The sequence below is a fragment of the Thalassospira sp. GO-4 genome (genome assembly GCF_023588965.1).
GTDB lineage: Bacteria > Pseudomonadota > Alphaproteobacteria > Rhodospirillales > Thalassospiraceae > Thalassospira > Thalassospira povalilytica.
Genome location: NZ_CP097807.1, coordinates 494,491 through 507,722 on the forward strand (window position 1 = coordinate 494,491; position 13,232 = coordinate 507,722).

Genomic DNA, 13,232 nt, shown 5'->3' on the forward strand with positions numbered 1-13,232 from the left:
AATATTGACGTTAACGTAAACGTTATGTCAGGCTGTCGATCTGGATCAATAATGCCAAAGCAAAACAGGCAATCTGGGGAGGTCTGCTGTCATGAACAATTCGCACGCCCGCACCGGGATCACCCCGGCCGATTTTGATGCCATCATGCGCGAAAAGGTGCCGTTTGTCGGCGATATGGGCGTTATCACGGAAAGTCTTGAAAATGACACGGCGGTCCTGCGGTTGCCGTTCAGGGAACGCTATTTGCGGCCTGGCAATGTGGTAACGGGTCCGGCGATTTTTGCCCTGGCCGATATTGCGCTTTATGCGGTGGCCTGGCTTGTGGTGCCCAAGGCGGATCTGGCTGTAACGACCGAGGCGACGGTACATTTCCTGTCGGGGGCGAAGCCGGGCGACCTGATTGCCGAGGCCAGGATCCTTAAGGCGGGCAGGCGGCTTTTGATTGCGGAATGCCATATTCGATCAGCCGTTGATAACAGTCTTTGTGCGCATGTGATCGGGACATATGCCATGCCGCCGGCGGAAAAATAGCGCGAAATCGTGTGGTAAAATAATACCTCTTTACGTAACTCATTGATTTACAATGAAATATTCCTGTTGTTTTCCTGTTGAATGCTGGCATAATGCGCCGACTTTCAACGAGGGAAGATTCCCTCCGTGAAACCCAGTTTTCGAGTATTGAAATAATGAAAACCTTCACTGCGACACCGAGCGACATCGAGCGCAAATGGTTCGTGGTCGACGCTGAAGACGTCGTCCTTGGCCGCCTTGCTGCTGTTGTTGCCAACCGTCTTCGTGGTAAACACAAAGCTATGTTTACCCCGCACATGGACTGTGGCGATCACATCGTCATCGTCAATGCCGAAAAAGTCAAACTGACCGGCCGTAAACTTCAGAACAAGAAGTTCTACTGGCACACCGGTTACCCGGGCGGCATCAAAGAACGCACCATGGACAAGCTCCTGAATGGTGAGCACCCGGAACGTGTGATCATCAAAGCTGTTGAGCGTATGATGTCCCGTGGTCCGCTGCGCAGCCAGGTTCTTTCCAAACTGCACGTCTATGCTGGTACCGAGCACCCGCATGAAGCTCAGAAGCCGGAAGTCCTCGACGTTGCGGCTATGAACGAAAAGAACAAGCGGAGTGGCAAATAATGGCCGACACCAAAACTCTTGAAGATCTCAAGGATCTGGCACAGGGCGGCGAAACCGCAGCTGCTGCTGAAGGCACCCTGCCGGAACCGAAGATCGACGCACAGGGCCGTTCCTATGCAACCGGTCGTCGTAAAAACGCAATTGCACGTGTCTGGATCAAGCCGGGCTCGGGTAAAGTCACCGTCAATGGCCGCGAGTTCGAAGACTACTTCGCACGTCCGGTTCTGCGCATGGTCATCAACCAGCCGTTCGGCGTAACCGATCGTAAAGATCAGTTCGACGTCGTTTGCACCGTATCGGGTGGCGGTCTGTCTGGTCAGGCAGGTGCGGTTCGTCACGGTATCTCCCGTGCGCTGACCCTGTTCGAGCCGGCACTGCGTGGTTCGCTCAAAGCTGGCGGGTTCCTTACCCGTGACTCGCGTGCAGTCGAACGTAAAAAATACGGTCGCGCCAAAGCACGTCGTAGCTTCCAGTTCTCGAAACGTTAATACGTTTCCAGACATCTGGTACGATACAGTATTGGAAAAGCGTCACTTTCGAGTGGCGCTTTTTCTTTTGCGGGACAGGGTGCCGATGCGATTGGCTCTCCAGAACCGGCACAAAAAAGAAAACGGCGCTCTTTCCAAGGAAAGGCGCCGTTTTCTTATTGGTGGATGGCGGGGGTGCTTGGCACGTGCCCCAACAATCTTGTGCGTTACTGCCAGCGGTCCGAGAAATCGCGCGGGACCATCAGGATGTCTCGATCAACCGTGTTGATGTCGGTGTGACCACAGAATGCCATCGAAACTTCAAGTTCCTTATGGATCAGTTCAAGCGCCTTGGTGACGCCTGCTTCGCCCATGGCCCCCAGGCCATAAACATAGGCGCGCCCGATATAGGTGCCTTTTGCGCCAAGGGCCAATGCCTTGAGCACGTCCTGACCGGAACGGATACCACTATCAAGGTGAACCTCGATCTTGTCGCCGACCGCATCCATGATTTGCGGCAAGGCGCGGATCGAAGACAGCGCCCCGTCAAGCTGACGCCCGCCATGGTTTGAAACGATAATGGCGTCGGCGCCGACATTCAGGGCTTCGACCGCGTCACGCGGGTCAATGATCCCCTTGATGATCAGCGGGCCATCCCACATTTTGCGGAATTCGCGAATACGATCCCAATCAAGGGAATCATCAAATGCCTGGGCGGTCCAGTCACCAAGCGACGATGGATCGGCAACGCCCTTGGCGTGACCGACAATGTTGCCAAAGAAACGGCGTTTGGTGCCAAGCATGCCAAGACCCCACTGGACCTTGGTCATCATGTCGGCGACCGATTTGATGGTCAGCTTGGGCGGAGCAGACAGGCCGTTTTTCAAATCCTTGTGACGCTGTCCCAGCATCTGAAGATCGACCGTGATGACGGCGGCCGAACATTTTGCGGCCTTGGCCCGGTCAAACAGGCGCTGCATGAAGTCATCATCTTTGAGCGTATAAACCTGCAACCAGAACGGCTTGGATGTGTTTTCGGCCACATCCTCGATCGAACAGATCGACATGGTCGACAAGGTATAGGGCACGCCGAACTTTTCGGCCGCACGGGCGGCCTTGATTTCGCCATCGGCACACTGCATTCCGGTCAGTCCGACAGGGGCAAGGGCGACCGGCATGGAGACGTCCTGACCGATCATCTGGCTTTTGGTGGTGCGGCCCGACATGTCGATTGCGACGCGCTGACGCAGGTGGATATCCTGAAAATCGGTGGTGTTTTCGCGGAATGTCTGCTCGGTCCAGCTTCCGGATTCTGCGTAATCGTAAAACATGCGCGGGGTGCGCCGTTTATAGATACGTTTAAGGTCATCGACGCAGGTAATCACTGGCATGAGTTCAACTCCGAATAAGGTGCGCTTGGTAATGGTAATACCACTTTCCCAAGTTATCGCAAACCGAATTGAAAAACAGCTCCTTACTGACCATTTCCGCATGCCGGAAACAGCGCGATGCGATCACGGGAAAAGAATTTTAAAAAGAAGGGTCGGAAATTGCGAAGTTTGTGATAAGAACAAGTTCAGGAACGATAATTTCCGATTTGCAAAGGATCACAAAATGGTTGGGAACATGCGACGAATTTTCAAAACATAGCTTTTTGAAACTCTGTTGGACATCCTTGCTGTTTGTGAAGGGCCGCTAATAGAGCGGTCTTTTTTTATGCCAATTCGAAATCCTGAAAATCCCAGTTAACCCCCAAAGAAAGGGACCTCCGATATGCAGTACAGAAAGCTGCACGACGCCGATCTTGACGCCGCAAACGCATTTCTTGCCGACCATGCTGCGACCAGCATGATCCTGCGCGGGAACCTGCGAACTGCCGGTATCGAGCGACGCCGTCATCCGCTTTCTGGAAGCTGGTTCGGTGCTGTGGCAAATGATGGTGCGATCCGGGCCATCATTGCACAGTTCGGCAATGGCAATGTCTTTGTCCAGGCAGCGGATAACCAAACGGTCCCGACCCAACTGACCGAAGCCTTTCTTGCCGATCCGTTGCGGCCCGTAGCCGGGGTGTTCGGCGAGGCCGATCAGGCGGCGGATATGCTGGGCCAGCTTGGCCTTGCGGGCAGTGAATTTGCGATCAATGCATCGGATATTCTGTATGGGCTGGATCTTGCCAATCTGGTGGTGCCGGTCAATGCGCGGGCGGATGACTTTCAAATGGTTGATGCCGAAAAGGTTGAACGCAGCACGTTGCTAAGCTGGCTGCGGGCCTATGAGATCGAGGCATTGGGGGCCGAAGACACCCCGGTTCTTGACAGCAAGGTCGCATCGCGCCTGGTGCAGTCCCTTGATGCGCGCAATCTGTGGGCATTGATTGTTGAAGGAAAGGCGGTAAGCCTTTCGGGCTTTAACGCCCAACTGCCCGACATGGTACAGGTCGGCCCGGTCTGGACACCACCTGAATTCCGGTCAAACGGCTATGCCCGGATACTGGTTGCCAAAACACTTCTGGCCGCACGGGCACGCGGGGTAACCCGCGCCATCCTGTCCACAGACAGCGAAGCTGCGGCAAAGGCCTATGAGGCACTTGGATTTGAGAAAATCGGGCGCTACCGCTTGGCGCTTCTTAAAAGCCCGGCTAAGCTGGCGGCGTAAAAGCTTTCATTTAACCGGATTGAGGTTTGCTCTGAAACGCGGGCTGACATCTTGTGCAATCTTGAAAACCTTCCTGCCAGCGACGATCATGTTGCTGGCAGGTGTTTTGATTTTGTTGTCGGTCCAGAACAGGGCACAGGCCCAGGACCTGGCGCAGGTGTTATACCGGTTTGAAAACCGTGCTTTGACACTTGGCCGGTACGGGTCGGTGGCGACGTTTCAGCAGCGGTTGTTTGCCCAGGCTGCCAATTGTGCGGGAAAGCCTGCCAGCAGCTATGGCAAGGCGGACGGGATTGTCGGGGTAAAGACCCGACAGGCGATCATTGATCTGCAACCGTGTCTGAATTCGGCGGTGCGTGCCGCGGTCGGGGCGGAGAGTTACGGGGCGATTACCACCGGGCTGTGGCGGCTTTTGATGCCGTCGCAAATAGCGCCGCCGGACGCGATCGAACGGGCCAATCACCTGACATTCGCACTGGAAGGCACGGATTACGACGTCATCCAGTTCAATTTTTGTCAGTCGCCCAATCCGCGCAGCGGCAAGCGGTTTCTTGAAGGGGATCCATACTGCTTTACCAATGATCCGCGCGCCTATCTGACCTGGGGGCCGCGCGGGGCAACTGCCGGGGCCGGGGCCGAAATCCAGCAGATCCTGTTTGCCGCCGAACGGGCCAATCCCGGCTTGTTGCGCGATGTGTTTGGTCCCTTTACCGAAGATATGCACAGACTGGCGCTTGGCAATAATGATGCGGCGTTTGATGTGTTATGTGCGATCTGGGTCAATGATCGTGAGCGGGCCGATTTTACCCGGCGTTTTGCCGCCTATGGGGCGCGGCCCGAAGTGCAGGCGGCCTATCATCGGGTTTATGATGCGGCCAATGCCGATGGCGGGAAAATAGCGCGATTTTTCAAGTTATATAAATCAATAAAACCGGTGATAAAGCGCGATCCGACCGAGATTGATCTGGCCTTTTTCATCGACCGTGCAACCCATGGGTCGGTGCCGCCCGGTGATATCAGCAAGCTTGTCGATCAGATGACCAGGTTTGTGACCCGCACGCGCAATTTGCCAAGCCCCGGAAATCTGCGCAAACAGCTTGCCGCCTGGCTTCCGAGCCATCACAAATATAATGACCGACTGGCCCGTGATGCGATCTTTTTGGTCGATGATCCCGAGGTGGTTGTTTCGGACGCCCATCGACGGATGTGGTTGCAACGATCCGGATTGAAGGCCAGTGACTTTGGCCTTTCCGATCAGCGCTTTGTCACCGATTATCCGGTCGCAGCACCCACCGGGTACGAGAAGATCGAGAAATTCTATACCGTTTTGCCGCAGGATAAACGCGCCTGTCCGTCAACAGTGCGTCGGGCGCGCAAGAAATAGGGCAGGGCCAACCCCCTCAAGTCAAAACCCCTAATGTCAAACCCTCATGTCAAAACTGCATGGGAATATTGCGGTTTCTCAGGGATATTTGTCGCCTAATTGCTTGCATCTGATGGGCTTGTTTGCCAACATCCGCACGTTATCAATACCTGCGCATTTGCAGGCATGGCTTTAGGAGCAAGATTTAAATGAGTGACGTGTCGGTTGACCAGAAGGTCAAAGTCGGAATTCTCGGTGCCAGTGGCTATACCGGGGCAGAGCTGGTTCGCATTCTTGCGCATCACGATGCCGCGGAAATTACCCTGTTGACCGCAGACCGACGCGCCGGCCGTCCGTTCGGGGAAGTTTTCCCGCATCTTGCCCATATCAAATTGCCGACCATGATTTCGATTGCCGAAGCAGACTGGTCGACTGTGGATATGATTTTCTGTGCATTGCCCCATGGCACGACACAGGAAGTCATTGCCGGTCTTCCGGAACATGTGAAGGTGGTCGATCTTTCGGCTGATTTCCGTCTGTTTGATCCGGCGACCTACAAGGAATGGTATGGCGCGGAACATGCCGCACAGGATTTGCAGAAAGAAGTGGTCTATGGCCTGACCGAACTGCACCGCGACAAGATCAAAAAGGCCCGTGTGGTTGCCAATCCGGGGTGCTATCCGACCCCGGTGCAATTGGCATTGACGCCGCTTCTTGAAGGCAAGATGGTGCATGCCGATGACATCATCATTGATGCCAAATCCGGTGTGACCGGTGCCGGTCGTTCGCCAAAGGAAGGCACGCTTTATGCCGAGGTGACCGAAGGCATTCATGCCTATGGCACCGGCGGGCATCGCCATGCCCCGGAAATCGAGCAGGGCCTGGCATGGGCATCGGGTCAGGATGTTGTGGTCAACTTTTCACCGCACCTGATGCCGATGAGCCGCGGTATCCTTGAATCCATCTATGTCAAAATGACCGATGGCACCACGGTCGAAGACATTCAGGCCGCCCTTGAAAAGCGTTATGCCGACGAGCCGTTTGTCCGTGTTCTGCCGTTCGGTGTCACGCCGCAAACCCGCCATGTGCGTGGTTCGAATTATGTCCTGATGGGGGTCGTCAGGGACCGTGTGCCGGGCCGTGTGATTATTGTCGCGGTCGAAGACAACTTGGTCAAAGGCGCATCGGGGCAGGCCGTGCAGAACATGAACGTGATGCTCGGTCTTCCGGAAACCATGGGTCTTGAGATCGAGCCGCTGTTCCCGTAAGCGACGGCTGGCCAGCGAGCTTTGAAATTGCAAAAGGCGCATCAATTCGGGTGCGCCTTTTTGCTTTGGGCGGTTATGGCCGCATGGCGCGTTCAAGCACCTTGAATATTTCGGGGTTCTGACATTGCGCGACGTTAAAGCGCATCAGATTGCCAGCCGATTGCGAAATGCTGAACACGTTGCCCGGTGCCAGAACCACACCATCGGCAAGGGCATTACGTGCCGTTTGTGCGGCATCGATCCCGTCGGGCAAAGCGCACCACAGGAATATCCCCGCATCGGGTGTAATTACCGGGCGAATGCCAAGGGATGCCAGTTGTTTTGCGGTGCTGGTCATAGCGTGCGACAGCCGGGTGCGCAATCCATCCATATGCTTGCGATAGGTGCCGTCCTTCAAGACCAGATGGATCAGTTCGGGGGCAAGGTTGCTGCCGGAAAATCCGGTTGCGACCTTAAGGTCGATCAGTTGGTCAATCCAGTCACTGCGACTGGCGATATAGCCACAGCGCAGGGATGCCGACAGGGTTTTTGAAAAGCTGCCGATATGAATGACCCGATCCATGCCGCCAAGGGCGGCCAGACGTGGCGCGGGTGTGGTTTCGAAATCCGCGAAAATGTCATCTTCGATGATGATCAGGTCGTGCTGGTCGGCAATGGTCAAAATCCGGTGCGCAGTTTGCGGGGACAGGGACGCGCCGGTCGGATTATGAATGCCGGAGTTGGTGATATAAAGGCGCGGTTTATGGTCGGAAACCACACGGGCAAAGGTATCAATATCAGGCCCCGTCGGGGTGAAGGGGACACTTATGATATTGGCGCGATGGGCACGCAACAGTGCACAAAAATTGAAATAGCACGGATCATCAACCAGAACCGTGTCACCCGGTTCAATCAGAAAGCGGCACAACATGTCGATTGCCTGGGTGCCGGATTCCGTCAGTAAAATCTGATCGGGGTCGGTCACGATGCCATACCCGGCCAACCGTCGGGACAGCAATTGCCGCAAGGGCGCAAGTCCAAGCGGCGTGCCATATTCAACCAGAACATCGTCAGAAGCCCGTGCAAGGGTACGCAAGGCGCGCCGGATCGATGTTTCGGGCATCCAGTCCGCGGGCAACCAGCCGCAGCCGGGTTTGAGCATGTCAGGTCTGGCATCAAGCGATTGTCGCGATACCCAGAACGGATCAACTGCCCGGTCAAGTTTGGGGCCGATCCGCGCGATCGAAAGCGGGGCGGTGTGTCCCGAAACGTAAAACCCCGAACCGCGGCGCGACTGAATGGTGCCGTCGGCGACCAGACGGTCGTAGGCCTCGACCACGGTTGAATTGGAAACACCCATCTGACGCGCACAGGACCGGATAGAGGGCAGCTTGTCCCCGGCAAGAAGATTGCGCGCCGAAATCCGGTCGCGAATGGATGCCATTACCTGTGAAACAAGCGTGCCATCCTGCACGATTTCAGACATGTATGGTTGGGATTGAACGGTCACTGTATTGCCCTTGTATCCAGTACAGTTTGATAGTTTTGTACTGTATTGTGTCTGGCAAGTGCGACCAAGACAAGACAAAGATATCGCCATCATTCAGATGGAGGATCTTGTGACACAGGTAATAGCGCAATCGGTTTCCCGAACGCGTGCGGGCTGGTTCAGTGGCTTGATGGGGGTGGTGATCTTCAGCGGGTCGTTACCGGCAACGCGGTTGGCGGTCATGGATTTTGATCCGGTCTTTGTTACGGTTGCACGCGCGGCAATTGCCGGGATTATTGCGGTTTTGATCCTGATGGTTTCAAGGCCGGTGCGCCCGATACGGTCGCAATGGGTATCGTTGTTGGTGGTTGCCGGGGGTGTGGTTGTCGGCTTTCCGCTTTTGACGGCACTGGCGCTTGAACATATCAGCTCGGCTCGATCGATTGTCTTTATCGGGCTTTTGCCATTGGCAACTGCGATTTTCGGGTTTTTGCGCGGTGGTGAAAGACCACGCGCCGTTTTCTGGCTTTTCTCCATTATAGGGAGCGCGCTGGTGGCCGGATTTGCCGCAACAGGTAGCGAAGCGGGCGCGTTTTCGGGTGATCTTTATATGCTGGGAGCAATTATCGTTTGCGGGCTTGGCTATGCCGAAGGTGGCAAGCTGTCGCGACAGCTTGGTGGCTGGCAGGTTATTTGCTGGGCGCTGGTGATTTCGGTGGTGCCAATGGCGGTTTTGTGCGCGGTGACGTTACCCGAACAGATGGGGGCGATTGGAATTCCTGCCTGGCTTGGGCTTGGCTATGTGTCGCTCTTTAGTATGCTGATCGGGTTTTTCTTCTGGTATCGCGGTCTGGCTTTGGGTGGGATTGCGACGGTCGGCCAATTACAGCTTTTGCAGCCCTTTATGGGCTTGATATTGGCGGCACTGATTTTGGCCGAACCGGTCAACCCGGCGATGATCGGGGTGACGGTTGCGGTTGTTTTATGTGTGGCGGGTGCGCGACGGTTTGCCTGACGGAAACGGATCGCAATGTCAGGACAGCACGCCGCATTCCGGTTGCGGGCCGGGGCCTACTGATTGGGTTGGGGGCTGTCTGATTTGGCCGATTGCGGAGTGTCTTCGGGGCTTTTGTCTGGCCAATAGAGTTTGTGCAAACTGGCGACAAAGCCTTCATCAAGCAGGTCCTGCATGATCTCGGCGATTTGATCGGTGCGTGACATCAGCGGGGATTTGCGCGAAACCGCCAAATGGATGTCATTGTTATGGCCTGATCGAAACGGCGCCTTGATGATGGTGTCTTCGAGATGGTTGCGGCGGATTTCAAAGTCGGCGTTGGAGTCCGAGCCGACAATTGCATCAAGCCGGTTGGCGGTCAGCATGCGCAGCAAAATGGTTTCGCTGCCGGCTTCGAATTTGTCGAGGGTCGTGTCGCTGTCAAACGGTTCGAAATAGCGCGAATCAACAACCGCGCCGACCGTCAGATTGCGAAGGTCGTTATATTCCTCGATCAGGACCGGGTTTTCGCGATTGATGTAAAAGACCGGGGTGACCTGACTATAGGGCGGCTTGATATAGTGGGCGAATTGCGCGCGTTCTTCGGTATAGGCAAAGCTTGTCAGAACGTCGATATCCCCGTCTTCAAGATTTTTAAGGCAACGCCGCCAGGGGCAGGGATGCAGATCAAGCTGCAAGCCAAGCCGGTTGGCAATCGCAGCCAGAAGGGCAACGTCAATGCCATGACGTGAACCGTCTTCATCTTCGATCACGAACGGTTCCCAAACCGAAAATGCCGCAATCAGCAAGCCGCTATCTGTATGCTGGGATTGCCGTTCATGGGCGTGCGCAACACCAGATGATAATGCCCCGCCAACCAAAAGCCCAAGGCACAGCGCAGCCACAGACATGCCACGCGCCAAAGGCGGTGCGGCAGGCCGGGCTATTTTTGAGCGGGCGATTGATGCGATCATGAGCAAGATTTGTTACGACGGGGTTTCCTTCTATCCATGTTAGAATTTAAACTCTCAAATCAAGTGATGCTGTACCGGAAGTATCCTGCTTGCGGTTGGTTCGAGAGATGTGAACACCAGTTACGAAAGGTCATGTGACCATGCGTTTGTCCTATCGCGGGGTAAAGCCCACCATTGATGAAACAGCCTTTATTGCCCCGAATGCGACCATCATCGGTGATGTCGAAATCGGTGCAGAGACAGGCATCTGGTTTGGCTGTGTCATTCGCGGGGATGTTCACGAAATCCGTATCGGATCGCGCACCAATATCCAGGATCTGACCATGGTGCATGTCGCCAAGGGCAAGTTCGGGACCTATATCGGGGATGACGTGACCATCGGGCATGCGGCGATTATTCATGCCTGCACGCTTGAGGATCGAAGCTTTGTCGGGATGGGGGCGACCGTGATGGATGGTTGCGTGATCGAGCAGGGCGGCATGCTGGGGGCCAATGCATTGCTCGCACCGGGCAAACGCATTCCGGCAGGCGAACTTTGGGCCGGTGTGCCTGCGCGCAAGGTGCGCGACCTGACACAGGAAGAAATCGAATTCTTCAAGGTGTCTGCCGATCGCTATGCCGATCTGGCACAGGAATATGTCAAATCGATCCCCGAAGATCTGAAATAGGGTACGGGAATTTTCAGCAATATCTGCCCGGATATGTCTGTCTGGATATATCTGGGGGTTTCTGCGTAGTCCGGGTGAAGACGCTTGGACTGCGCAATATTTTTTTGCATCATGGCCTTCAAGTGCGAAAAAGGGGAAGCGTTCGCAATAATCAAAAATGAAGGCATGTCCGATAACAAAACAAACGGGACATGCTGCGACGTGAAGAGGCGTGGGAAGATATGGCGGTTCGCCATTTGATGCCTGGCATCGCGATGTTGCTTGTGTCCTTGTTGGGCGGCATGCAGGCAAGTGTCGCGGAACCAATTACGGAATGTTCGCGGCCATTGGTGATCCGGGCATCGGAAACCTATAGCCCGTTCAGCATGAAAGATGTGAACGGCATGGCAACGGGCATTGATAACCAGTTCATTACCCGGATCTTACGTGAAACGGGATGTGATGCCCGGTTTGTCTTCATGCCCTGGAAACGGTCGCTTTATGCCATTGAACATGGCGATATCGATATTCTGCCATCGGCATCCTTTACTGCGGAAAGGGCAGAATATGGATTGTTTTCCGTGCCATACCGCAATGATGTCATCGGATTTACCGTTCGCAAAGGCGATGCAAGACGTATTCAGATTGAACGTCTTGATGATATTGCGCGCCAAAACCTTGTGATCGGGCATGTGCGCGGGGCCTATCGCGGCGAAGATTTCAAAGCCTTCAGCGCGAAGGTGGAAAATGCCCCGTTCATCATGGATGTATCGATGGCCCCGCATGGCATGCAGCTTTTGATGGCGCGCCGGGTTGATCTGTTGCTTGGTATTCCGGCGGCCTATGTTGCGCAGGCAGACGAGCTTGGATTTACCGGTGGTGTTGAAGAACATCCGTTTATCCTGGCCAAGGAGCCGGTGCGTTTGATGTTCTCGGCCAAGACCATTGCCCCGGAACTTGCGCAAAAACTGTCAGAAGCGATTGAGCGCGAAATCACCACTGATGGATATCAGCGCCTGTTTGGAAATCAAAGTGTTAGCACCAATTAATTGATTTCGACCGACAGGTTTGTGATGCTCGTAACTGCGCGGTTGGATTGATCTGTATTGCGAAGGAGCCGGACTTGGTTTAGCAAGTCAGGACATTCGGATTTAACAGACAACCTGCCGCGCGCCACCACGCCCGGGCACAGGAAATGGACCGGGAATATGACACGTTGGCAGGCAAATGCCGTTATTGTTTTCGTTGCCCTGATCTGGGGCACGACCTTTGTTGTTCAGCACACCAGCATGGAAAATATCGGCCCGCAATATTTTACGGGCGTGCGTTTTTTGCTGGGGACACTGGCCGTATTACCCTTTGCCTTGCGCGAGTTGCGCAAACTTGACCGTGCGGGCCGTCGGCTTGACCGGGTTGATATCCTTGGCATGATTGCCACGGGGATTTCGATGTATCTTGCCAGCATCTTCCAGCAGATCGGCATCATGGGCACCACGGTTACCAATGCGGCCTTCCTGACGGCATTTTATGTGCCCGCAGTACCGGTTCTGGCCTATGTGGTGTTTCGCAATCGACCGCACTGGTCCGTCTGGCCGGGCGGGGCGATGTGTGTTTATGGCACCTACCTTTTAAGTGGCGGGGATCTTTCGGGGCTTGGTACCGGTGATTTCTGGGTGATGGGCAGTGCGCTTTTCTGGGCGGTTCAGGTGGTGATGATCGGGGTGATGGTAACGCGCACCAATGCACCGGCCCTTGTTGCCGCGACCCAGTTCTTTATCACCGGCATTCTTGGCATGGCGATGGGGGCGGTGACCGAAACCTTCAGCTTAGCCGATATCTATAATGCCGGGTTTGAAATCCTGTATGCCGGGATCATGTCAGCCGGGATTGCCTTTACCCTTCAGGCCGTGGCCCAGAATTATACCGAGGCATCGGATGCCGCGATCATCATGAGTGCCGAGGCGGTCTTTGCGGCAATTGCCGGGGCATGGTTCCTTGGTGAACGTTTGGCACCGGCGGAATATGCCGGTTGTGGTGTGATTCTGGCGGCGATTATCGGGGTTCAGTTGTTGCCAATGATGCGCCGCCGCCCGTCTGTGGCGATCTGACCGATCCGTCTCACACCGGATTGATGCCAAATATCGTCAATGGCGGCCGGTTTACGGGCCGCCATTGACTTTTATCAAGGCAGGGTTCAAGTCTGTAGGCGTAAATGCGTTGCGTTCGCGATCATGCGGGCGG

Annotated in this window: 13 protein-coding genes; 10 read left to right on the forward strand and 3 right to left on the reverse strand. The window is 55.1% G+C overall.

Features of this window, described 5'->3' with window-relative positions; all coding sequences use genetic code 11:
- Positions 1–91 precede the first annotated feature (91 nt).
- From M9H61_RS02410 to rpsI, 3 genes are all read left to right on the forward strand, one after another.
- The gene (locus M9H61_RS02410; protein WP_068519241.1) at positions 92–532 is read left to right on the forward strand and encodes a PaaI family thioesterase; all 441 of its coding nucleotides are present in this window, start codon (positions 92–94) and stop codon (positions 530–532) included.
- A gap of 155 nt (positions 533–687) precedes the next feature.
- On the forward strand, positions 688–1,155 hold the full coding sequence (gene rplM / locus M9H61_RS02415) for a 50S ribosomal protein L13 (RefSeq protein WP_008890948.1): 468 nt from the start codon (positions 688–690) through the stop codon (positions 1,153–1,155).
- On the forward strand, positions 1,152–1,643 hold the full coding sequence (gene rpsI, locus M9H61_RS02420; RefSeq protein ID WP_101246004.1) for a 30S ribosomal protein S9: 492 nt from the start codon (positions 1,152–1,154) through the stop codon (positions 1,641–1,643). The genes rplM and rpsI overlap by 4 nt, the downstream gene beginning before the upstream one ends.
- Before the next feature lie 206 nt (positions 1,644–1,849).
- On the opposite strand, the gene M9H61_RS02425 is transcribed toward rpsI, so the two are convergent.
- The gene (locus M9H61_RS02425; RefSeq protein ID WP_101246005.1) at positions 1,850–3,013 is read right to left on the reverse strand and encodes an alpha-hydroxy acid oxidase; all 1,164 of its coding nucleotides are present in this window, start codon (positions 3,011–3,013) and stop codon (positions 1,850–1,852) included.
- A 382-nt stretch (positions 3,014–3,395) separates the two neighbouring features.
- Between M9H61_RS02425 and M9H61_RS02430 the strand changes: the two genes are divergently transcribed.
- The 3 genes from M9H61_RS02430 (at position 3,396) to argC (ending at position 6,908) form a co-directional block, all read left to right on the forward strand.
- On the forward strand, positions 3,396–4,277 hold the full coding sequence (locus M9H61_RS02430) for a GNAT family N-acetyltransferase (RefSeq protein WP_250283166.1): 882 nt from the start codon (positions 3,396–3,398) through the stop codon (positions 4,275–4,277).
- Between the two features lie 61 nt (positions 4,278–4,338).
- On the forward strand, positions 4,339–5,661 hold the full coding sequence (locus M9H61_RS02435) for a hypothetical protein (protein WP_250283168.1): 1,323 nt from the start codon (positions 4,339–4,341) through the stop codon (positions 5,659–5,661).
- Between the two features lie 188 nt (positions 5,662–5,849).
- The gene (gene argC, locus M9H61_RS02440; RefSeq protein ID WP_250283172.1) at positions 5,850–6,908 is read left to right on the forward strand and encodes an N-acetyl-gamma-glutamyl-phosphate reductase; all 1,059 of its coding nucleotides are present in this window, start codon (positions 5,850–5,852) and stop codon (positions 6,906–6,908) included.
- A gap of 73 nt (positions 6,909–6,981) precedes the next feature.
- On the opposite strand, the gene M9H61_RS02445 is transcribed toward argC, so the two are convergent.
- Positions 6,982–8,373 carry a PLP-dependent aminotransferase family protein gene (locus tag M9H61_RS02445; RefSeq protein WP_250285009.1) on the reverse strand — a complete coding sequence of 464 codons (1,392 nt, stop codon included), beginning with the start codon at positions 8,371–8,373 and terminating at the stop codon, positions 6,982–6,984.
- Between the two features lie 121 nt (positions 8,374–8,494).
- Here M9H61_RS02445 and M9H61_RS02450 point away from each other — a divergent pair, with 121 nt between their 5' ends.
- Positions 8,495–9,391: a DMT family transporter gene (locus M9H61_RS02450; protein ID WP_371922223.1), complete on the forward strand. Its 897-nt coding sequence runs from the start codon at positions 8,495–8,497 to the stop codon at positions 9,389–9,391.
- Between the two features lie 56 nt (positions 9,392–9,447).
- Here M9H61_RS02450 and M9H61_RS02455 read toward each other — a convergent pair whose 3' ends face one another.
- Entirely contained in the window at positions 9,448–10,281 is an 834-nt protein-coding gene (locus M9H61_RS02455) for an ABC transporter substrate-binding protein (protein WP_250283173.1), read from the reverse strand.
- A gap of 203 nt (positions 10,282–10,484) precedes the next feature.
- Here M9H61_RS02455 and M9H61_RS02460 point away from each other — a divergent pair, with 203 nt between their 5' ends.
- The 3 genes from M9H61_RS02460 (at position 10,485) to M9H61_RS02470 (ending at position 13,099) form a co-directional block, all read left to right on the forward strand.
- Positions 10,485–11,012 carry a gamma carbonic anhydrase family protein gene (locus tag M9H61_RS02460; RefSeq protein ID WP_068519250.1) on the forward strand — a complete coding sequence of 176 codons (528 nt, stop codon included), beginning with the start codon at positions 10,485–10,487 and terminating at the stop codon, positions 11,010–11,012.
- A 191-nt stretch (positions 11,013–11,203) separates the two neighbouring features.
- On the forward strand, positions 11,204–12,040 hold the full coding sequence (locus M9H61_RS02465) for an ABC transporter substrate-binding protein (protein WP_250283176.1): 837 nt from the start codon (positions 11,204–11,206) through the stop codon (positions 12,038–12,040).
- A 159-nt stretch (positions 12,041–12,199) separates the two neighbouring features.
- Positions 12,200–13,099, forward strand: coding sequence for a DMT family transporter (locus tag M9H61_RS02470; protein ID WP_250283178.1), 900 nt, complete (start codon positions 12,200–12,202; stop codon positions 13,097–13,099).
- Positions 13,100–13,232 lie beyond the last annotated feature (133 nt).